The organism is Shewanella algidipiscicola, from assembly GCF_003605125.1.
Lineage (GTDB): Bacteria > Pseudomonadota > Gammaproteobacteria > Enterobacterales > Shewanellaceae > Shewanella > Shewanella algidipiscicola.
The window spans coordinates 66,231-84,794 of record NZ_QPQT01000020.1 but is presented as its reverse complement, the minus strand read 5'-3'; the positions used below and the strand labels follow the sequence as shown (position 1 = coordinate 84,794).

General features: G+C 49.7%; 19 protein-coding genes, 1 tRNA gene and 1 rRNA gene. 10 read left to right on the top strand and 11 right to left on the bottom strand.

Features of this window, described 5'->3' with window-relative positions; genetic code table 11:
* Positions 1 to 109 (top strand): 5S ribosomal RNA (rrf, locus tag DVO77_RS17960); the annotation flags it as partial.
* Positions 110 to 187: 78 nt separating this feature from the next.
* Positions 188 to 264: transfer RNA gene (locus tag DVO77_RS17955), tRNA-Asp, on the top strand.
* 706 nt (positions 265 to 970) lie between these two features.
* Here DVO77_RS17955 and DVO77_RS17950 read toward each other — a convergent pair.
* The 8 genes from DVO77_RS17950 to DVO77_RS17915 all read right to left on the bottom strand — a co-directional run bounded on the left by DVO77_RS17950 (position 971) and on the right by DVO77_RS17915 (position 8,321).
* Positions 971 to 1,948, bottom strand: a complete 978-nt coding sequence (locus DVO77_RS17950) for an alpha/beta fold hydrolase (protein WP_249038209.1) — start codon at positions 1,946 to 1,948, stop codon at positions 971 to 973.
* A 132-nt stretch (positions 1,949 to 2,080) separates the two neighbouring features.
* Entirely contained in the window at positions 2,081 to 4,162 is a 2,082-nt protein-coding gene (flhA, locus tag DVO77_RS17945) for a flagellar biosynthesis protein FlhA (protein ID WP_119979265.1), read from the bottom strand.
* 15 nt (positions 4,163 to 4,177) lie between these two features.
* Complete coding sequence (gene flhB / locus DVO77_RS17940) at positions 4,178 to 5,308, bottom strand: flagellar biosynthesis protein FlhB (protein WP_110458451.1); 1,131 nt, start codon at positions 5,306 to 5,308, stop codon at positions 4,178 to 4,180.
* On the bottom strand, positions 5,305 to 6,084 hold the full coding sequence (gene fliR / locus DVO77_RS17935; RefSeq protein WP_119979264.1) for a flagellar biosynthetic protein FliR: 780 nt from the start codon (positions 6,082 to 6,084) through the stop codon (positions 5,305 to 5,307). The genes flhB and fliR overlap by 4 nt, the downstream gene beginning before the upstream one ends.
* A 1-nt stretch (position 6,085) precedes the next feature.
* The gene (locus DVO77_RS17930; protein WP_110458449.1) at positions 6,086 to 6,355 is read right to left on the bottom strand and encodes a flagellar biosynthetic protein FliQ; all 270 of its coding nucleotides are present in this window, start codon (positions 6,353 to 6,355) and stop codon (positions 6,086 to 6,088) included.
* Positions 6,356 to 6,359: 4 nt separating this feature from the next.
* Positions 6,360 to 7,091 (bottom strand): flagellar type III secretion system pore protein FliP, encoded by a 732-nt coding sequence (fliP, locus tag DVO77_RS17925; protein ID WP_110458448.1) that lies wholly within the window; start codon positions 7,089 to 7,091, stop codon positions 6,360 to 6,362.
* Complete coding sequence (fliN, locus tag DVO77_RS17920) at positions 7,091 to 7,447, bottom strand: flagellar motor switch protein FliN (RefSeq protein ID WP_110458447.1); 357 nt, start codon at positions 7,445 to 7,447, stop codon at positions 7,091 to 7,093. Before fliN ends, fliP begins: the two co-directional genes overlap by 1 nt.
* The gene (locus DVO77_RS17915) at positions 7,440 to 8,321 is read right to left on the bottom strand and encodes a FliM/FliN family flagellar motor switch protein (protein WP_110458446.1); all 882 of its coding nucleotides are present in this window, start codon (positions 8,319 to 8,321) and stop codon (positions 7,440 to 7,442) included. Before DVO77_RS17915 ends, fliN begins: the two co-directional genes overlap by 8 nt.
* 868 nt (positions 8,322 to 9,189) lie before the next feature.
* Between DVO77_RS17915 and DVO77_RS17910 the strand changes: the two genes are divergently transcribed.
* Genes DVO77_RS17910 through DVO77_RS17875 form a run of 8 tightly spaced genes read left to right on the top strand, consistent with a single transcriptional unit; the run spans position 9,190 to position 16,908 of the window.
* Entirely contained in the window at positions 9,190 to 10,059 is an 870-nt protein-coding gene (locus tag DVO77_RS17910; protein ID WP_119979263.1) for an OmpA family protein, read from the top strand.
* A gap of 25 nt (positions 10,060 to 10,084) precedes the next feature.
* Positions 10,085 to 11,392, top strand: a complete 1,308-nt coding sequence (locus DVO77_RS17905) for a sigma-54 interaction domain-containing protein (protein WP_119979262.1) — start codon at positions 10,085 to 10,087, stop codon at positions 11,390 to 11,392.
* A gap of 27 nt (positions 11,393 to 11,419) precedes the next feature.
* Positions 11,420 to 11,758 (top strand): flagellar hook-basal body complex protein FliE, encoded by a 339-nt coding sequence (gene fliE, locus DVO77_RS17900; protein WP_110458443.1) that lies wholly within the window; start codon positions 11,420 to 11,422, stop codon positions 11,756 to 11,758.
* A 12-nt stretch (positions 11,759 to 11,770) separates the two neighbouring features.
* Positions 11,771 to 13,453: a flagellar basal-body MS-ring/collar protein FliF gene (gene fliF / locus DVO77_RS17895; RefSeq protein WP_119979261.1), complete on the top strand. Its 1,683-nt coding sequence runs from the start codon at positions 11,771 to 11,773 to the stop codon at positions 13,451 to 13,453.
* A gap of 22 nt (positions 13,454 to 13,475) precedes the next feature.
* Positions 13,476 to 14,462: a flagellar motor switch protein FliG gene (locus tag DVO77_RS17890; RefSeq protein WP_110458478.1), complete on the top strand. Its 987-nt coding sequence runs from the start codon at positions 13,476 to 13,478 to the stop codon at positions 14,460 to 14,462.
* Positions 14,462 to 15,169 (top strand): flagellar assembly protein FliH, encoded by a 708-nt coding sequence (fliH, locus tag DVO77_RS17885; RefSeq protein WP_119979260.1) that lies wholly within the window; start codon positions 14,462 to 14,464, stop codon positions 15,167 to 15,169. Before DVO77_RS17890 ends, fliH begins: the two co-directional genes overlap by 1 nt.
* On the top strand, positions 15,147 to 16,502 hold the full coding sequence (locus DVO77_RS17880) for a FliI/YscN family ATPase (protein WP_119979259.1): 1,356 nt from the start codon (positions 15,147 to 15,149) through the stop codon (positions 16,500 to 16,502). The genes fliH and DVO77_RS17880 overlap by 23 nt, the downstream gene beginning before the upstream one ends.
* A complete protein-coding gene (locus DVO77_RS17875; RefSeq protein ID WP_119979258.1) occupies positions 16,474 to 16,908 on the top strand; it encodes a flagellar FliJ family protein in 435 nt (144 codons plus the stop codon). Before DVO77_RS17880 ends, DVO77_RS17875 begins: the two co-directional genes overlap by 29 nt.
* An 18-nt stretch (positions 16,909 to 16,926) precedes the next feature.
* Here DVO77_RS17875 and DVO77_RS17870 read toward each other — a convergent pair whose 3' ends face one another.
* The 3 genes from DVO77_RS17870 to flgA form a co-directional block, all read right to left on the bottom strand.
* Positions 16,927 to 17,388, bottom strand: coding sequence for a flagellar protein FlgN (locus tag DVO77_RS17870; protein WP_110458438.1), 462 nt, complete (start codon positions 17,386 to 17,388; stop codon positions 16,927 to 16,929).
* On the bottom strand, positions 17,381 to 17,668 hold the full coding sequence (gene flgM, locus DVO77_RS17865) for a flagellar biosynthesis anti-sigma factor FlgM (RefSeq protein WP_110458437.1): 288 nt from the start codon (positions 17,666 to 17,668) through the stop codon (positions 17,381 to 17,383). Before flgM ends, DVO77_RS17870 begins: the two co-directional genes overlap by 8 nt.
* A 95-nt stretch (positions 17,669 to 17,763) precedes the next feature.
* Positions 17,764 to 18,504 carry a flagellar basal body P-ring formation chaperone FlgA gene (flgA, locus tag DVO77_RS17860; RefSeq protein ID WP_119979257.1) on the bottom strand — a complete coding sequence of 247 codons (741 nt, stop codon included), beginning with the start codon at positions 18,502 to 18,504 and terminating at the stop codon, positions 17,764 to 17,766.
* Positions 18,505 to 18,564 lie beyond the last annotated feature (60 nt).

Sequence of the window (18,564 nt, the reverse complement as noted above, 5' to 3'; positions counted from 1 at the left end):
ACCATAGCATTGTGGTACCACCTGATCCCATCCCGAACTCAGAAGTGAAACGCAATCGCGCCGATGGTAGTGTGGGGTCTCCCCATGTGAGAGTAGGTCATTTCCAGACGCCTAATACGCTCAATAGAGCACGTCTCCTAGCCATGACACGTTAGCGACGATAAAAGAATTTAGACTCAGGTCTAAAGGAGCGGTAGTTCAGTTGGTTAGAATACCGGCCTGTCACGCCGGGGGTCGCGGGTTCGAGTCCCGTCCGCTCCGCCAACATTACGATAAGCCCTTAGCAGCAATGCTAAGGGCTTTTTCGTATTTGTTTTTCAGAGAAATGATAACGATGGTACTAAGTGTAGTGCGTGAGTCGTTGCTAAAGCAGTGGTCACTCTCGAGCATCCATGGTCTATGTGGCATTTATGTACCCATGCTCTTCGTCGTTCAGTTGGACCATCAAGGTTCCTAACATTGTTTGGTATTTACCCACCCCTAGGGGCTGACTCTTTATAAACAGAAATCTGCCTGCATTCTGCCAATAGCCAGTTCGACTCAATATATCCCTATATAAAAGCCAGTTCAGTGTCCTTGTTTCTCATTCGCTCGCATTTGGCTGTCGCCAAGTTGACTCTAGCTCTCGTTCATAAGCTTATTACTAGGTCATATTTTCCCTGTCTATTTCGCTGTCTATATACCCTACTCCATGTTGGTCGAATGTTTTTGTTAAGCGGGTTAGGTGCCCTTGTGACTGCTCGAAGCGGTATCTGCGGATAAGTTGGTGAATATCGAGCCACTATTTAGATAAGTTTAGGGCTGTTTTTAATGCATAGATATGACTGGGTGGCTCAATGCAGATGGGGAGGTGTTTTATGACTGCGTTTATCTGTATGTAGATAAAGCCAATGGAGAGCGGTGAGCGATGTTTACCGCTAGTTTATTGGGATAGCCCTTATTGGGTATGACTACCCCAAAGTGATGGGGTTTAGGCGTATTGCTGGAAAAAGTCAAATAGGCTGTTAAGGGCGTGATTGCGGATGTTGTCGCTCTCAAAAAGTATTTCGTGCCGCGCGCCATGGACAATGACTCGCTGGGCATTCTCCCCTATTGCCCTGTCTTGTGCCGTGTTATCGACTATGGTGTCTTCATCTGCTTGCAGAATTAACATGGGGACAGTACTGTGTTTGACGCTGTTAACGCAGTATTCAGCAGCCTTAATTGACTCGGTTAGCCAGCGATTGGTGGGTGAGCCTAACTGTAATTCGGGGCGCTCGTTATAGAGCTGTTGGTACCGCCGATAGCGTATTTGACAATGAGTAAGCTCATTTTTTTCAAAGGCTACCTGACGATAGTTGCACCCGCCAGGTACATAGTTGGGTTCGCCATCTCGTCTGAATTTGTCTAACCAAGTGGCAAGCCAGAGGATCGCCGGTTTAGGTGCGGGTAGACGTATGCCATACATGGGTGCTGAAAATGCAGCCGCGCTAAAAGTGTGAGGATTACGTGCGACATACAGGCTACTGATGGCACAGCCCATTGAATGCCCCAGCAAAAATAGGGGGCTATCTTGTACTTGTGCGGGTAGGACAACCTGTTCGATAAATTTTTCAAAGTCATCAACATAATCATCAAAATGCTCGACATGTCCCTTATGGGGATTCAATGTCAGCCGACTAGAGAGCCCTTGTCCTCGGTGATCCAGAGCATAAACATTGTAACCTTGTCGATAGCAATCGTAGATCACTTCTTGGTACTTAAGGTAAGACTCGACACGGCCATTACTGAGCACTAGGGTGCGCTTATGGCTGGGATGAGTGACTGCCATATAAGCCAGTGTGATCTCTGGGCTGACGGCCAATTCACCTGTGGTGATTTGTTGCCAAAAGCGCTGTAATTGGGGGGAGGTAAGCGTGTGCTCACTGCTGTAAGGATGAGGTATTAGTGAGCCAATTGTCCGTGTCATAGGGGTTACAGTCATTGAGTGAGCAAGATAAAAGTGGGTGCATTATAAGCTCATGAGTGTAACAGAGATAAGCTTATGATGGCGATCAATCTTGCGTGCTAGCCTTGGGGCTCACCAAGGCTAGCAGTTAGGTTAACCGAGTTGACCTGCGATCATCAGTTCTTTTGTTTCAGGCACTTCGTTATAGGAGAGCACATGTAGTCCCCTGGCAAAAGCCAGTGCATAACGAGCCAGCAGCGGCCTTAGTTGTGGCGATACCAGTAAGATAGGGCTGTGACCTTTCTCTTTAATTTCGCTCAGCAGTTGTGGCATGCGCTGTTGCAGCTGGGCGAGTAAACTCGGTTCTACCGGAAAACTGTCGAGTGCCACTTTGCCCTGTTGCTGTGACTGGTTGAGTGCAGTCATTAGGGTCTGCTCTAATTCCGGCGCCAGGGTCAGTACATTCAATTTCGCACTGGTTCCCACTATCTGCTGTAAGATACTGTTGCGCAACGCGCAGCGAACATCGGCGGCCAGTAGTACGGGATCTTTGGTCTGCTCGCTGCACTCAAGTAACGTGGTGGCGATGGTGCGAATATCTTTTAACGGCACCTGTTCTTTTAGCAGTAAACGAAATACTTTCAGTAATTGCACCGGAGTTAACGCTGTGGTTAAGGCCTCTGCCAGCTTAGGCGCTTGCTTACTGAGGCGATCGCTCAGATGCATAATATCATCGTGTTGCAGTAAGTCGGCCAGCGATTCTCGCAGCTGTTTGCTCACGTGGGTGGCAATGACAGTCGCGTTGTCGACCACCGAGTAGCCTAAGTTCAGCGCCTTGGCCTTAATGTCGGTCTCTATCCATACCGCATCCATTTGATAGGCTGGTTCCACCGTTAAGATACCATCTATTTTGCCGTACACTGGGCCACTTTTAATGGCCATAAGGCGATCGGGCTCTAACTCGGCATAGGCCACCTGAGTACCCATAAAATTGATTTGATAGGCGTTAGGGGCGAGAGTGAGGTTGTCTCGTACCCGCACTTCTGCAAGCAAGAAGCCTGCTTGTTCTGACAAGGTGCGTCTAATCCCCGTGAGGCGTTTTTGCAGTTCGGCGCCCTTGGTTTTTTCCACTAAATGCACTAGACGATAGCCAAGGCGAACCTCGATAATATCTGTGTAGGGCAGGGCGTCCCAGCTCGGTGCAGAGGGCTCAGTGAGGGTGTTCTCAATGGTTTCATCGGCGCTACTCTCGGCAATGGGCGTCACATTACGGCTTTGTCGCCATGAGGCGAAGCCCAGTAACAGTGCAAACGACAGGAACACTGCTGCAGGCATGCCCGGGGTGATGCCTAAGATAAACATCACTACTGCCGCCGTCGCTAAAGTCTTTGGATTGGCCAGTAGTTGTCGGGTTAATTGCGCCGGCATCTCCTCAGCATCAGAGACCCGGGTTACTATGATGGCTGCCGCTGTGGCTAACAGTAGCGAGGGGATCTGCGCAACTAGGCCGTCACCTATGGTGAGTAGCGCGTAAGTTTTAAAGGCATCGGCGGCACTGAGATCGTGCATAAAGATACCGATACTGATACCACCAATAATGTTGATCGCGAGGATCAACAGCCCGGCAATGGCATCACCACGGACAAACTTAGAGGCACCGTCCATCGAGCCATAGAAATCGGCTTCTCTGGCGACATCTTGGCGGCGGATGCGGGCCTGTTCATGGGTGAGGGTGCCAGCATTAAGATCGGCATCAATCGCCATCTGTTTACCGGGCAAGGCATCGAGTGTAAAGCGCGCAGATACCTCAGAAATACGTTCGCCACCTTTAGTGATCACCACAAAGTTGATGATCATTAAGATGAGGAAGATAACCGCACCGACAACATAGTTGCCGCCAATGACCACTTCACCAAAAGCTTGAATGACTCGACCCGCAGCGTCGCCGCCTTCGTGGCCTTCAATTAACACCACTCGGGTGGATGCCACGTTCAGCGTCAAGCGCATCAAGGTGGCTAGCAGTAGGAGCGTTGGGAATACCGAAAACTCCAATGGCCGGCGGATCGACACACTCACCAACAACACCATCACCGCAAGGACGATGTTGAAGGTAAAGAGGACGTCGAGCAACCAAGGTGGCAGCGGCAAAATCACCATGGCCAGAATCGCTAGCAGCATCACAGGGATGCCGATAGCGCTATAGTTTCCTGAAAAGGTGCGTGATAGCCAGTTCATAGGTTAAGCAATCCTTTAATCGTGTCGTAAATGGGGAGGAATGAAGAAATGAGGCAAAGGCTCAGGCTTTTGTTGTTTGCCTTGGCGAGACGCCTTAATCTGCATTACATAGCTAAGTACATGGGCAATCGCGGTAAATAGCGCTGCCGGAATTTGTTGATCGACCTGTGTCGTATGATAGATAGCGCGGGTAAGCGCCGGGATCTCAATCACTTCGATATTATGTTGCTTGGCGAGCTTACGCATATACAGGGCTAACTCTTCGGTGCCCTTAGTGATAACGTAAGGGGCATCGGCCAAGTTGGGGTCATATTTTAAGGCCACCGCATAATGGGTGGGGTTAACCAAGAGCACATCGGCTTTTGGAATCACGGTATCGGCACGAGATCGCGCCATACGTTGTTGTAATTGACGTATTTTCGCCTTAATTTCGGGCTTACCTTCCTGCTGCTTATGTTCATCTTTAAGATCTTGATGAGACATGCGCAGCTCTTTACGGTGATGCCAATATTGATAAGGCACATCAATCAGCGCGATGGCCAGCAGGCCTGTACCTAAATAAAGCATCCCTTCCGATAGCAGAGTCATACCGCGGCTAATCGCCTCATCGATGGGCAGTTGACTGTAGTTCAGCAGCTCTTGTAAATGGCCGCTTAAAAAGGCAAACATGATGCCAATCAACAACACAATTTTAAGCACAGACTTAAGCAGCTCAATCAATGATTGCACCGAGAAGATGCGACCAATGCCAGAGACAGGATCGATGCGGCTATATTTAAATCCCGCATTACTAAAGCTCAATAGGGGGCCACCGGGCAGGGCACCAGCCACGGCAGCTAATAGCGCGACCATAATAAACAGCGGCCCCAGAAGCTCGAGCATATGCATCAGGCTCGCGCCTAAGTGGCGTGTCATCATATCTGGCTGGTTTAGATCGGCCTTGGTCAGGTACATATTGTATTTGAGCAGCTCTTTGACTTTCTCGGCAAACCAGTCGGCACTGCTGGTGAGCAGTAAAGAACAGCTGATGATCAGTGCCGCCGCCGCCAGATCTTTCGATCGCGGAACCTGGCCCTCTTCTCTGGCCTTGCGCAGTTTCTGCTGGGTGGGTTCCTCGGTTTTATCGTGTTTATCGTTCTGACTCATGCGCTGCCACCGATAAACTGATACATAGCGGTGAGCGCATCGAGGCACACATCGCTGTAACGACTGGGGATGCCACTAAAAGAGAGCAATACGCACAGTAGGCCCATCAGCATGGTCATAGGGAAACCCAGTGAAAAAATATTCAATGAGGGCGCGGCGCGGCTTAATACTCCAAAGGTAATGTTAACCATCAGCATGGCTAATACCGCCGGAATCGCCAGCATTAATGACGCCGCAAAGAGCCAGCCAACACGATGGATCAGCCCCATTAACGGCAGATCAAAAATGCCCGTGCCAATCGGCCATAGACGAAAACTGTCGACCAATATGCCAATCGCCACTAAGTGACCGTCTAAGGCCAGAAAGATTAAGGTGCCAAACATTAAGAACCATTGGCTTAAAATCGGATTAGAGTTGCCATTGGCTGGATCATTCATAATGGCCATTGCCAAGCCCATCTGCATCGACATGATAGTGCCCAGCATACTCATGACATGCAGCAAAATACTGAGAAACAACCCCAACATAAATCCAATTAACAGCTGTTCAATCGCCAGTAATAGGGCTCCAGCGGAGACGGCATCCACCTGAGGCACAGGAGGTAGCATAGGGCCCAGCAGCGCAGCTAGGCTGAAAGCCAGTAAAATTCTCACCGTCACAGGCACGAAGGCATTCCCTAGCAAAGGCATCACGATAAATGCCCCCATTAGACGACAAAAAGGCCACCAGAAGCTGCCAATCATGGTGCTTATCTCGATTGAAGTGAGCGAAAGCATGTCAGCCTATGATGTGGGGAATGTTCATAAATAACTGGTCGAAGAAATCCATCAGTTTCTGAATTAACCAATGACCAGCAAAAAGTACCATTAACAGGGTCAAGACCAAGCGGGGTAAGAAGCTCAAGGTTTGTTCATTGACCTGTGTCGCCGCTTGAAATACGGCGATCAACAAGCCGAGCAGTAAGCCAGGGGTCACAAGTACCATCACCATGGCGACCACAAGATACATGGCATCGGCGAATAAAACTGTGAGTTGATTGGTATCCATTATGTTACCCAAAACTCGCAGTCAGGGTACTGACCGTCATAGACCAGCCGTCGACTAAGACAAAGATCATCAGCTTAAACGGCAACGAAATGATCAGTGGCGACAGCATCATCATCCCCATAGACATCAACACACTGGCCACGACCAAGTCGATCACCAAAAAGGGCAAAAAGAGTAAGAAGCCAATTTGAAACGCCGTTTTGAGCTCACTCAACACAAAAGCGGGCATCAGTACAAAAAATGGCACCTCTTCAGCCTTAAGATTGGTAGGTTCACCCGCAATCTTAAGCATCTGCTCTAAGTCGGTTTCTCGGGTTTGTGCCAGCATAAACTGACTCAAGGGGACTTTGGCAATAGCGACAGCTTCGGTTAGTTCAAGCTGACCTTGATCGTAAGGCAGGTAGGCATCTTGATAGATACGATCCCCCACAGGGCGCATGATAAAAATCGTTAGTACTAGCGCGATACCGATAAGTACCTTATTGGGCGGACTTTGCTGTAACCCCAATGCCTGCCTTAAAATCGCCAATACCACGACGATGCGCGTGAAGCTGGTCATCATCATTAGCAGCGCAGGCAACAGGCTTAGCGCCGTCATCAGCGCCAAGATCTCCAGCTTTATGTTGACCGCTTGGCTCTCTTGAGCCCCATCGAGCGTGAGTAATGTGAGGCCATCAGCGGCAAATGCCTGAGGGGCTAAAAGGCAGAGGCTCAGTATCAACGCTCGCAGTAGCATTAGTCGCTTGCTCCGCCTAAACCGATATCTTCTACTTCAAGTAGGCGTACACCATAGCGTCCGCCCACTTCAACGACTTCACCCTTACCTAGCAGCGCACCATTGACTCTGATATCTAAGGGCTCACCCACCATACGGTCTAGGGCTATGACATCGCCTTCACCCATACGTGTCAGCTCGCCAAGACACATCTCTGCGCTGGCCAATTCAAGTGTGACCTGCACCGGAAGTTGTTGAAAGAATGAAATATCTTTCAATGGTTTATTCTGAGCCTTAGGCGTAGAAAAGTTATCTTCGGCGAAAATGTCATCGTCGAGTAAAAACTCGTCATTCGATAGTAAGTCCTGTTCAGCCAATGTTGCTGTCCTCATGTTGAAATATATCTTGGGTCAATTTGGCGACCATTTGGCCTTCATGACTATGCACGGAAGCCTGGAATAAGGGGCGGTTACCCACATTAAGCTGGCCCTTAGGGTTTAAATTCATTGGCAGTATGTCGCCAACATTAAGCTGGTTAAGCGAACGCACTGGCATGGCGTGTTGGCCTAAGGTCATCTGCAACTTAATGGGTAATTGTTGTAACCAAAGCTCGAGCTTTTTCGCCAGATCTTTGTTGGCTACAGATTCCTTGGGTTGTTCAGACATTAGCCCAAGCAAGTGTTCGGCCATGCAAAACAGCATAGGAGCCACGCAACGCTCTTTGCCAAGGTCGATAGACCAGACTGCTGGAGCATCAAGTGACATTGGCGGTTTAACCAACTCTAGCTCAACTTGCTCGGGGTCTATTTTCCCCATCGGTAGTGCGCTTAGGGCTTGGAGTAATAAGTTTTTCACCAATCTAAATTCCGACTGGCTAGGCTCACGCAGCGGTGAACTCAGAGGGGTTGCAAGGCTACCGTAATAGCAACTGGCCAGCTGATCTAAGGTACAACTGTCGATTCGCCACCACCCAAGGGTCTTTTGCTGATAACGACACACAAACCAAGCATGATAACTTTCGGGCTGCAGCGGACTATCCTGCTCTGTCAATGTCACGTTATACACGGCGCCATGACCATTACGGGTTAAGGGGGCCAGTACCGTATTGATGGCATCCAGTAATGGTCGTCTGCTAAGGATGAGTTGCTGCAGCAAGCGTGCCCGAGCAAGTTTTTCCTGTACTAGCATCACTGGCCTAACCTTATGGCCTGAGCCTGCCTTTAGTAGGCGAGATTTTGTCGTTGTTTTCATTTTTTCTCCGCATTGAAAGCAAGATTCGCCTAACTGATCACGCTTAGTATTGATTTATATAAAGGTCGAATACTAAAAAATCACTAACATCTGTCTATAGACATGTCATCTGTTTTGTCTAAAGTAAAAACTGAGCAGTCGATCACATTTTTAAAATAAAGCTCAATTTCGAGTTTGTTTTATTTTTGCTCACTAACATCTATTCATTTGTTAAATAAAGATTGCTAATTATTTATCAGTGAACATTTCATTTTCAATTTGCTATTTTAATTATTGAATTGGCGCCAAATAATTGTCGATAGTTATTTTATTGACTCTTTAGGTGGTATTTTTTTATATTTAAAATGCAGCCAATCTTAATTTGGCGCTAAACATACCAGTCAAGTATGTCGGTTTCAATCTTAAAAGATCACCAATAGTGAACTATTTTTTAATCAGTGTGTAATTGACATACTATCTGTCATACTAGTAAAGTACTTTGCGTTTATATCGAGCTGTCATCGATAAAACGACCTAAATAGATGAAATACCTACTAGCTGAAAAATAAAGTTTTTTACCAACTTCATGATCGTTAGGCTCCCAATGGACTAGGTATTAATTAATGAATCAACTAATTGATTTTCATTGATTGATGATTAGTTTTTTTTGGATGAAAAACTATCAACATATATAGTTTGATTAATCTGAGTTAATCGGTGCTGCTTTATTACTAAGTGTTTGATTAACTATTTTGATGTTTGCGCCAATTCATTTGCGATGGACCGCATTACGAGTTATTAACAAATTGTGTTCCAGAGTAATTATTGCCAAAGATTAAGCTTTAGGAGTGTCGATCACGCCATAAGAATAAAGGCATTGAGGTTGTTTATGCGTGGTTTTGTTAGTTTTTCTTTATTCTTATTGCTTGTGCTGTCGGCTCCTGTGGCATTATCTAACCCTAATGTGACCGTTTATAAAACGCCGCTTGAAAAAGCCCAGTGGCTGTATCAAGGTGATCGCTTTGGTTGTGAGCTGCGCCACCCCGTTACGGGATTCGGCGCTATGGCGTTAGTCGCCCAACCTGGTCAGCCGATCCGCTTGACGCTTAATGCCGATTGGCTTGCACTTGACAGTCTAGAGATCACCGCCAGTATCGAACCTTCTACATGGCAATCCCAGACCAGTATTTTAGCCCGCACGACCTTGCAAGGTCAGGGTAAAAGTGCTGTAAGCACCTCTTCAGCAGACCTCTTTCTCGAAGCATTAGAAAGTAATTATGCGTGGCAAATCTTGCTTGCCGAGCAAGGCGAGTCGCTCTATCGAATAGACTCGAGCGCGGTATCGACCCAAGCCGGAGCGCGTCAGATGAGTCAATGCATAGGTAATCTGCTGCCTCAACCTTTTTCTTATGTTCGCCAGCGTGAATTGTTGTTTGCCAAAGGTTCAGACAGCTTAACTGCGGCACAACTGGCCGATATCCAAGCGATCGCCGCCTACGTCAAGGCCGATAAACAGATTAACCAAATTTTGGTCGATGGCCACGCCGACAGTAACGGTGATCGACTGGCTAACTTGATGTTAAGCAGACAACGCAGTGACGAAGTGGTCGCACGCTTGATTGAGCTGGGCATAAGCCGAGCCATGATACAGGTGCGCAGTCATGGCACCCGCTACCCCAAAAGCAGCAACACGACTGAGGTGGGTCGGCAGGCCAATCGCAGAGTCAGCATACGTTTAGTTAAGCAGACCTCAAAGTGATAGGTTCCGATTGGAGAGCATCGATATGAATTCCCTCAGTATTAGAACCCTAGGTATAGAGCTACCAGATGATATCCAACAACAACTTTTAAGTGCTGGATTTAGTCTATGGCAACAAGGTAACTGCCAGCCTTGGTTGACCTTGGTTAACTTATCACAATGCGAGCCCAACGAGGTTGCAGCGCAATTAACCGAATATCAGGCCGGTAATCTGGTGGCATTGTTGGCACCAGAGCAAAGTGAATTAGCGGCGGCGGCGATGCAAGCTGGCGCGCAGGATTACTTATTACTACCTGTGATCGGCGAGTCACTGTTTGCGCTAGTGAACCGTTTACGCCGTCTCGAGCAACCAGACACGAGTCTAGTGGTCGCCGCGGCAGTGAGCCGCCAACTATTGATGTTAGCCCACCGCGCTGCCGCAACCGAAGCCAGCGTCTTACTTTGTGGTGAAAGCGGCACAGGTAAAGAGCCGCTAGCCCATTATATTCATCGCCACTCATCACGAGCTAATAACGCTTTTGTCGCGATTAACTGTGCGGCCATTCCTGAGAGCATGTTGGAGTCGGTACTGTTCGGTCACGTAAAAGGGGCCTTTACCGGCGCACTGAGCGACAAAGCCGGTAAATTTGAACAGGCTAACGGTGGCACCTTGCTGCTCGATGAAATTGGCGAAATGCCACTATTGCTACAAGCAAAATTACTGCGGGTATTACAAGAGCGTGAAGTTGAACGCTTGGGTGGCAATCAGCTGATCCCGTTAAATATCAGATTAATCGCCTCAACTAATAAAGACTTACGTAAAGCGGTTGAGATGGGCGCCTTCAGAGAAGATCTCTTCTATCGTTTGGATGTGTTACCGCTAACCATTGCTCCCCTGCGTGAGCGCAAGGCCGATATTTTACCCTTAGCCGAACATTTTTTGTGTGTATATGACACGCCCGGTTCGGCTGCGCCGTGTTACTTCAGCGAACCGGCTAAGCAACTGTTAATGGCACACGACTGGCCAGGCAATGTGCGCGAGTTAGAAAACTGCATTCAGCGCGCACTCGTAATGCGCCGCGGACAGGCGATACAAGCGGCAGAGTTAGGCTTAGCCGTAGAGCTGCTGATGTCGCCAGAGCCGGCCGACACGGGTGATGGTCTTAAGGCGTCTAAGCGTCAGGCAGAGTTTCAATATATCGTCGACATCCTCAAACGTTTCAATGGAAATCGTAACAAAAGTGCCGATGCCCTTGGGATGACCACGCGAGCGTTGAGGTACAAGTTGGCACAAATGCGCGAGTCGGGTATCGACGTCGATCAATTACTACAACGTGCCGGTCAAGCGGCATGAAGCAACTAAAGATGAATAGGAATTTTTATGGTTAATGGGACGCACGTCAGCTCGACTGGATTACTCGACACCCTGAGCGTGCATCGTGAGATAGCCAAGGGAGCCATCAATATTAGCGCCAATCCTGCCGATAATGGCATGGCAGTTGGTTCGTTTACCGAGCTGATGAAACACAAAATCTCGGCGATAAACCAAGATCAAAACCACTCATCAATGATGATGAAAGCGGTAGATAGCGGCGCGAGCGACGACTTGGTAGGTGCCATGGTCGCGTCACAAAAGGCTAGCCTATCCTTTTCGGCAATGATGCAAATCCGTAATCGATTGGTGCAAGCCTTCGACGATGTAATGAAGATGCCTTTGTAAGGAAATTGTTGTATGTCTACTTCTGTTATTCAATCTAGCCCGGACATCAATGGAGATGCCCGCACTAGCCCATTGGCGAGTGTGACGCAAAAGTGGCGTCAATTCACCAGTGGTGACCGTCAAGTGATGGTATTGGCACTGCTATCCACTGTGGTGGCTAGCGTGATCGTGCTTATGTTATGGACAGCCAGTCAGGGGTATCGTCCTCTGTATGGTAGCCAGGAAAATGTTGAAACCTCGCAAGTTATCGAAGTGCTGGAGGCCGAAGGCGTTAATTACCGACTCGAAGCCAATACCGGCTTAGTGCTGGTGGCCGAAGACCAACTCGGCATGGCGCGAATGTTACTGGCTGCCCGCGGTGTAAAGGCTAAAGTGCCATCGGGGATGGATCAGCTCGACAATTCAGGCCTAGGCACCAGCCAGTTTATGGAGCAGGCGAAATACCGCCACAGCCTCGAAGGTGAATTATCGCGCACCATTATGGCGCTTAAACCAGTTCGCGCTGCGCGAGTGCATTTAGCCATACCTAAGCGCACCCTGTTTATTCGTCAGCAACCCGAGCTGCCAACGGCGTCGGTGATGGTGCAACTCTATTCAGGTTCGACACTGAACGAAGTTCAAGTCGAATCGATTGTTAACTTAGTCGCGGGCAGTGTCACAGGTATGACGCCAGCGAACGTTAAGGTGGTTGATCAAAACGGTAATTTCTTAAGTGCCGCTATCGCTGATAATCAAGATATTACTCAGGCGCGCGATCGCCAACTGCAGTACACCCGCGAACTAGAGCAGACCTTAATTGCTAATGCGTCGTCAATGTTAGCCCCCGTGCTTGGCGCTGACAATTTCCAAGTCAGAGTCAACGCCAAAGTTAACTTTAACCAAGTGGAAGAGACCAAAGAGTCACTCGATCCCCAGGCGGTGATGACCCAAGAACGCACCAGTTTAGACGACAACAATGCCGCTATTGCAGCGGGGATCCCAGGCGCATTAAGCAATCAACCACCGCAACCTAACGAAGAGGGTGCAGGGACAGATACCAACCGTAATGTACGCCAAGAAGAGAGCCGTCAATATGACGTTGGCCGTTCAGTGCGTCATATCCGTTATCAGCAGATGCAGTTAGAAAACCTCTCGGTGTCGGTATTGGTCAATAGCACCACCATCACAGATGCCGCGCAGGAAGAGGCTCAGCTACTGAAATTAGGCAACATGGTGAAAGATGCCATCGGCTTTTCAGCGCCGCGAGGCGACAGCTTTAGCATTAATGCGTTTGCCTTTGCACCAACGACCGTGGCTGAATTTAGTCCAATGCCCTGGTGGCAAGCAGAGCATTACCAAACATACCTGCGTTACCTGATTGGTGGATTGCTGGGCATAGGCCTTATCTTCTTCGTGTTGCGTCCGCTGGTGACACACTTGACTCGCACCTCGCAGAAGCAAGCCGATGAGGCCGAAAGCCAAGCCGCCGCGCTCCCTGTTGCAGCCACCAGTGAGCCCGCGCCCGCAGCCTTACCGCCCAAAGCCGGCGGTGATAAACAGCTTGCCGACGCCGACTGGTTGGGGAGTCAAGGGCTGCCAGAGCCTGGTTCACCCTTAACGGTGAAGATGGAGCATCTCAGCATGCTTGCAAATAAGGAACCGGCACGGGTTGCCGAAGTGATAGCTCATTGGATAGGTAATAAAGACGGTGAATGATAATAACGATCTCGACATCAAGATGGACAACTATTCGCAAGCGGCCATGTTGCTGCTGAGCATGGGCGAAGAAGGCGCTGCGATGGTGATGGCGCATCTAGACCGTGATGATGTCCAGCACCTGAGCCACAAAATGGCCCGCCTCTCCAGCATTACTCAACATAAAGCGGAAGCGGTATTGAGTCGCTTCTTCGAACGCTATAAAGAGCAGTCGGGTATTGCCAGAGCCTCGCGCTCCTATTTACAAAAAACCCTCGATATCGCCTTGGGCGATCGCGTGGCAAAAAGCCTTATCGACAACATCTATGGCGATGAAATTAAGGTACTGGTGAAGCGCCTCGAATGGGTTGAGCCTAAGCTGCTTGCCAGAGAGATTGCCCACGAGCATAGCCAACTACAGGCGGTGCTGCTGGGCTTGCTGCCGCCAGAAAGTGCGGCCGAAATCTTAAAAATGTTGCCAGGCGCCAGCCAAGACGAGGTGTTAATTCGTATTGCTCAGCTGGGCGATCTCGACCGCCACGTGGTCGATGAACTGCGTCAGCTCGTCGAGCGCTGCATGCTAATGGCGATGGAAAAGAGCCATACTCAAGTGGCCGGTGTTAAGCAAGTGGCCGATATTCTTAACCGCTTTGAAGGCGACCGCGAGCAGTTGATGGAGATGATTAAACTGTTCGATAAGCAGTTGGCCAGCGATGTCACCGATAACATGTTCGACTTTATTATTTTGGGACGTCAAAAGTCAGAGACTTTGCAGACCTTGTTAGGGCAAGTGCCAGGTGAAACCTTAGCCCTAGCCCTAAAAGGGATCGACTTAGAACTTAAAGATGCGCTACTCGAGGCCTTGCCTAAACGTATGTCGTCGGCCATTGAAACTCAGGTCGACGCCCTAGGTGGTGTGCCGGTAAGCCGCGCCAACGGTGCACGTAAAGATATTATGACGCTCGCCAAACAGATGATGGCAGATGGCGAAATTGAGTTGCAGCTATTTGAAGAGCAGGTGGTGAGCTAATGGCGGACAAACCAAACCGCTGGCGCTTAGATGACAAGCTAGCACGGCGCTATCGATTCCCGCCGCTCTCCAGTACAGGCGAGCCGGGAAGTGAAGGCGCTGGCTGGCAAGATTATCAGCAAGCGTTCGAGCAAGGCTACGATGAAGGCATGCAGCAAGGCCGCGATGCCGGCTATGAAGTAGGCTTGCAAGAGGGCACAACCGCTGGTCATGCCGCCGGTTTTTCGCAAGGTAAACTTGAAGGTCAGCAAGCAGGCAAAGCCAGTATCGATGAGCAGCTCAATGAGATAATAGCTCCCCTGGGGGCGCTCAAAGCCTTGTTAGAAGAGGGTCATTGTAAACAGGTCAATGAACAGCAGAGCCTGATTTTAGATCTGGTTCGCCGCGTCTCACAACAGGTGATCCGCTGTGAGTTAACCTTGCAGCCGCAGCAGATCCTTAAGCTAGTGGAAGAGACCTTAAGCGCACTGCCCGATGATCAAAGTGACGTTAAAATTCACCTTGAGCCTTCGGCCGTGACCAAGTTAAAAGAGCTGGCCGAAGATAAAATCCGTGGCTGGAACCTAGTAGCAGACGCCAGTATTTCAGCCGGTAGCTGCCGCATTGTCAGTGATAAATCTGACGCCGACGCCTCGGTAGAAACGCGGCTCGATGCCTGCATGCAGCAGGTAGAAGCCAAATTGAATGAGGCGGATCTTGAAGCCTGAGTTAGCACCGCAGGACTGGCCTAATGTGCCAGTTGCCCGCGTTTATGGGCGGTTGACCCGAGTCAACGGCCTGTTGCTAGAGGCCGTAGGCTGCCAGCTTGGAATGGGCGATCGCTGCCAAATCGAAGGACGTAACGGCCGGCTTATCGAAGCCGAAGTGGTGGGCTTTCATAAGGATGTGCTCTGTCTCATGCCGATTGAAACCACCCAAGGGCTGATGCCCGGCGCCCGCGTGTTACCCATGGTCGAGCAGCAAACGCTAACCATAGGTGAAGGGTTGCTCGGACGGGTGCTCGATGGATTAGGCCAGCCGCTAGACACCTTAGGCGAGTTAACCGGTATCGCCCGTGTGCCACAATCAGATACCAGTTATAACCCCTTGTTGCGCCAACCCATCAAACAAGCGCTGGATGTTGGCGTGAGAGCCATTAACAGCTTATTGCCCATAGGCCGAGGCCAACGCTTAGGTTTGTTTGCCGGCTCTGGTGTGGGTAAGAGTGTGCTCTTGGGTATGATGACCCGCTTCACCGAAGCCGATGTGGTGGTCGTGGGATTGATTGGTGAGCGTGGCCGAGAAGTACGCGAATTTATTGAAGAGACCCTTGGCGAAGCTGGCCGGCGCCGCGCGGTGGTGATTGCCGCGCCTGCCGATACTACCCCCTTGATGCGCCTGCGCGCTATGCGTCTATCCCATGCCATTGCCTGTGGTTTTCGCGATCAGGGCAAGCAAGTATTACTGCTGGTGGATTCGTTAACTCGCTACGCTCAGGCGCAGCGAGAAATCGCCCTCAGCTTGGGGGAGCCGCCAGCCACTAAAGGTTATCCACCCTCGGCATTTGCCCAGCTGCCTCGATTGGTGGAGATGGCCGGTAATGGTCAACATCCACAAGGTACCTTAACCGCCTTCTATACGGTACTAACCGAGGGAGATGACCAGCAAGATCCCGTGGCCGATTCGGCTCGTGCGATCCTCGATGGCCATATTGTGCTGAGTCGTAAACTGGCCGAGCGCGGTCATTTTCCCGCTATCGATGTGAATGCATCAGTGAGCCGTTTAGCCACTCAGATCGCCAGTCCAAGTCAGCTAGAACAAAGTCATATCATGCGTCACCTCTTGAGTCGCTATAATGAGGTGCGTGAGTTATTGCCATTAGGGGGTTATCAGGCGGGGCAAGATCCCGAGATGGACTTGGCTGTGCAAGCGTATCCCGAGATGGCCAAGTTTTTACGGCAAGCGGCCGAGACCAAAATCAGCCGCGCCGATAGTCTGCAACAGTTAGAGCAATTAATGGAAGTGATGGGTTATGCGCCAGCGTCAGCGACAACTGTCTAGATTGTGTCAACAGGAAGAGAAAAAGCTCGCGCAATTAGGGCAAAAGCGTGATGAGGCGCTGCGTCGTATGCTGCAGGCTCAGCAACAACATCAAGCCTTAAGTGAGATGATCAGCGATTATAGCGGCCGCCAATATGGATCGCACCCGCTGTTGTGGCAAAACGCGACCCAGATGGCTCAAGCGTTAGAGCCGATGAAGAGCAAACTGGCTCAACAGCAGACCTTGCTGCAACACGAGCAGGCACGAGTCGACAATTTATGGCGTAAGCAGTTGGGACGGCAGCAAGGGTTGAAGTGGTTACAGCAGCAGACCAAGGAGGCGCTACTGGAGCAAAGCATGCGTCAAGAGCAAGCGACTTTAGATGATATGGCAGGGTTTTATACGCGGGGCAATGTGTCTCGCTAACGCAATTTAAGCTTAACGTTAGCGAGCTAGGTGGTTGCCGTAATCTATCTGTTGATGCTGGCTATCAGGATTGAGCAACCGAGTGAGGGTCTCTTGCTGCAATGCTAATAGGCGGCCATTGACTTCATTGGCCTGCTGGCTCTCTGTCACCAACAATTGTAGGTTGTCCCACAAAATTTTAATTTGCGGACGCAGCTGATTCGGCAAGGCGGCAAGCAGACGCTTCATGCCATTGCTATCACCTTTAAACCCAAGTTGGATTAAGATCTTGCTACGCTGAGCGGCTCGTTGGGCGAGTTTATCGCACAGTGCCGTTTGACGCGTATTATGCAGTGATAGCCCTTGGTTGTCGGTGCGCTGCATTAGCTCTCTTTGATGTTTAAGCATGCTTTTTAGCTGGCCGTAATCATCCACATCTAAGCGAATATCACGTAGCAGCGTCTGCACTAACAAGCGCTTATCAACTTGGGGTTTATCCATGTTGGTTGAGCATCTTATCGGCAATCAGATCTAAATCTAGTGAGAAACTACCGTCTTGCAGCGACTGACGCAGTGCGGCAATTTTGTCGTGATCCACATCGTCAAGTTGCTGTAGTGCCTGCTGAGACTGCTCAAGCGACTGCCAATCCTGGCTGATGGATAGCTGGGCTGGTAAAGGCGTAGCTGCTGATTGAGGCGCTGGCGTGGCTTGAGCATTAACATTGCTCTTCTTGGCACCAATCTCAGCACCAATCGCGCTGTTGATTTTATTGATTTCCATTGTACTCACTCGATAATTCGGCTTGATACTCTATATGAGCGACCGGATTGTGACATCGCTAAAACTTTTTTAGTGATTTTTTCAATCTAATAAGCTTAAAACTGAGTGCGGACTCGGCCTTTGGCCACCACATAGGCGGTGATCACCTTGCCTGAACTGCTATTTTTCACCCGAATAGCATCACCCTCTTTGCCTACATCTAAGGCGACACCGAGCATATTAGCATAAAAGCCCTCACTGCTGGCCTCGATAATCACCTCATCGCCGACATTAATCAGCCGTGGCGCCTCGAGATAGGCGGCGCGGATGGGTTTATTTTTACGCAGTTTGCGGGTCACTTGTTGGCCAAGTAAGTTGGCTTCTTGGGTGATCACATCTTGATCTGAGGCCTTCAGCGGTAACATTTTCCAGTGCAGATCGGCAGATGTCACTATCTCATCTCTTTGCAAGTTCCTGTTGGCGACTGGCAAATAGGCTTGCAGTGTCACTTTTGCCCTGACATACAAAGACCAACCCAGAGAGGGGCAACTCAGTTTGCGCTGCACTCGGCCAAAGGGTAAGCCTTGGGGCGGGTCTATGGTGATTTTTTGCGGGCAAGGCTCAAGGTTATCCGCCCCTGAGGGCACCCGAATCATAATCTTATGTTGTACCTTATCGATAGCCTGTTGCTGTTGCCATTGGCTCAGTTGGGTTTCGATTGAGCGCTGCATCTGTTGCTCAATTTGCGTGGTGGCGGAAGCTGTGTCTGTCTGGCTATACACAGGTAGCGGAAGTAAACCGAATACGCCTAAGAGGAAGAGGGAAGTTAGGCTTCCGATTACGGCAGGCTTCAACATCTAAGTGTTTGTTTAATTTGATTTAAAATACTTGGCATATTAATTGGATACTCAGTGCCA

Excerpts from the sequence above, each read along its gene's own strand:
- DVO77_RS17950 (WP_249038209.1), bottom strand. The coding sequence starts at position 1,948 with ATGACACGGACAATTGGCTCACTAATACCTCATCCTTACAGCAGTGAG.
- flhA (WP_119979265.1), bottom strand. The coding sequence starts at position 4,162 with ATGAACTGGCTATCACGCACCTTTTCAGGAAACTATAGCGCTATCGGC.
- flhB (WP_110458451.1), bottom strand. The coding sequence starts at position 5,308 with ATGAGTCAGAACGATAAACACGATAAAACCGAGGAACCCACCCAGCAG.
- fliR (WP_119979264.1), bottom strand. The coding sequence starts at position 6,084 with ATGCTTTCGCTCACTTCAATCGAGATAAGCACCATGATTGGCAGCTTC.
- DVO77_RS17930 (WP_110458449.1), bottom strand. The coding sequence starts at position 6,355 with ATGGATACCAATCAACTCACAGTTTTATTCGCCGATGCCATGTATCTT.
- fliP (WP_110458448.1), bottom strand. The coding sequence starts at position 7,091 with ATGCTACTGCGAGCGTTGATACTGAGCCTCTGCCTTTTAGCCCCTCAG.
- DVO77_RS17915 (WP_110458446.1), bottom strand. The coding sequence starts at position 8,321 with ATGAAAACAACGACAAAATCTCGCCTACTAAAGGCAGGCTCAGGCCAT.
- DVO77_RS17910 (WP_119979263.1), top strand. The coding sequence starts at position 9,190 with ATGCGTGGTTTTGTTAGTTTTTCTTTATTCTTATTGCTTGTGCTGTCG.
- DVO77_RS17905 (WP_119979262.1), top strand. The coding sequence starts at position 10,085 with ATGAATTCCCTCAGTATTAGAACCCTAGGTATAGAGCTACCAGATGAT.
- fliE (WP_110458443.1), top strand. The coding sequence starts at position 11,420 with ATGGTTAATGGGACGCACGTCAGCTCGACTGGATTACTCGACACCCTG.
- fliF (WP_119979261.1), top strand. The coding sequence starts at position 11,771 with ATGTCTACTTCTGTTATTCAATCTAGCCCGGACATCAATGGAGATGCC.
- DVO77_RS17890 (WP_110458478.1), top strand. The coding sequence starts at position 13,476 with ATGGACAACTATTCGCAAGCGGCCATGTTGCTGCTGAGCATGGGCGAA.
- fliH (WP_119979260.1), top strand. The coding sequence starts at position 14,462 with ATGGCGGACAAACCAAACCGCTGGCGCTTAGATGACAAGCTAGCACGG.
- DVO77_RS17880 (WP_119979259.1), top strand. The coding sequence starts at position 15,147 with ATGAGGCGGATCTTGAAGCCTGAGTTAGCACCGCAGGACTGGCCTAAT.
- DVO77_RS17875 (WP_119979258.1), top strand. The coding sequence starts at position 16,474 with ATGCGCCAGCGTCAGCGACAACTGTCTAGATTGTGTCAACAGGAAGAG.
- DVO77_RS17870 (WP_110458438.1), bottom strand. The coding sequence starts at position 17,388 with ATGGATAAACCCCAAGTTGATAAGCGCTTGTTAGTGCAGACGCTGCTA.
- flgM (WP_110458437.1), bottom strand. The coding sequence starts at position 17,668 with ATGGAAATCAATAAAATCAACAGCGCGATTGGTGCTGAGATTGGTGCC.
- flgA (WP_119979257.1), bottom strand. The coding sequence starts at position 18,504 with ATGTTGAAGCCTGCCGTAATCGGAAGCCTAACTTCCCTCTTCCTCTTA.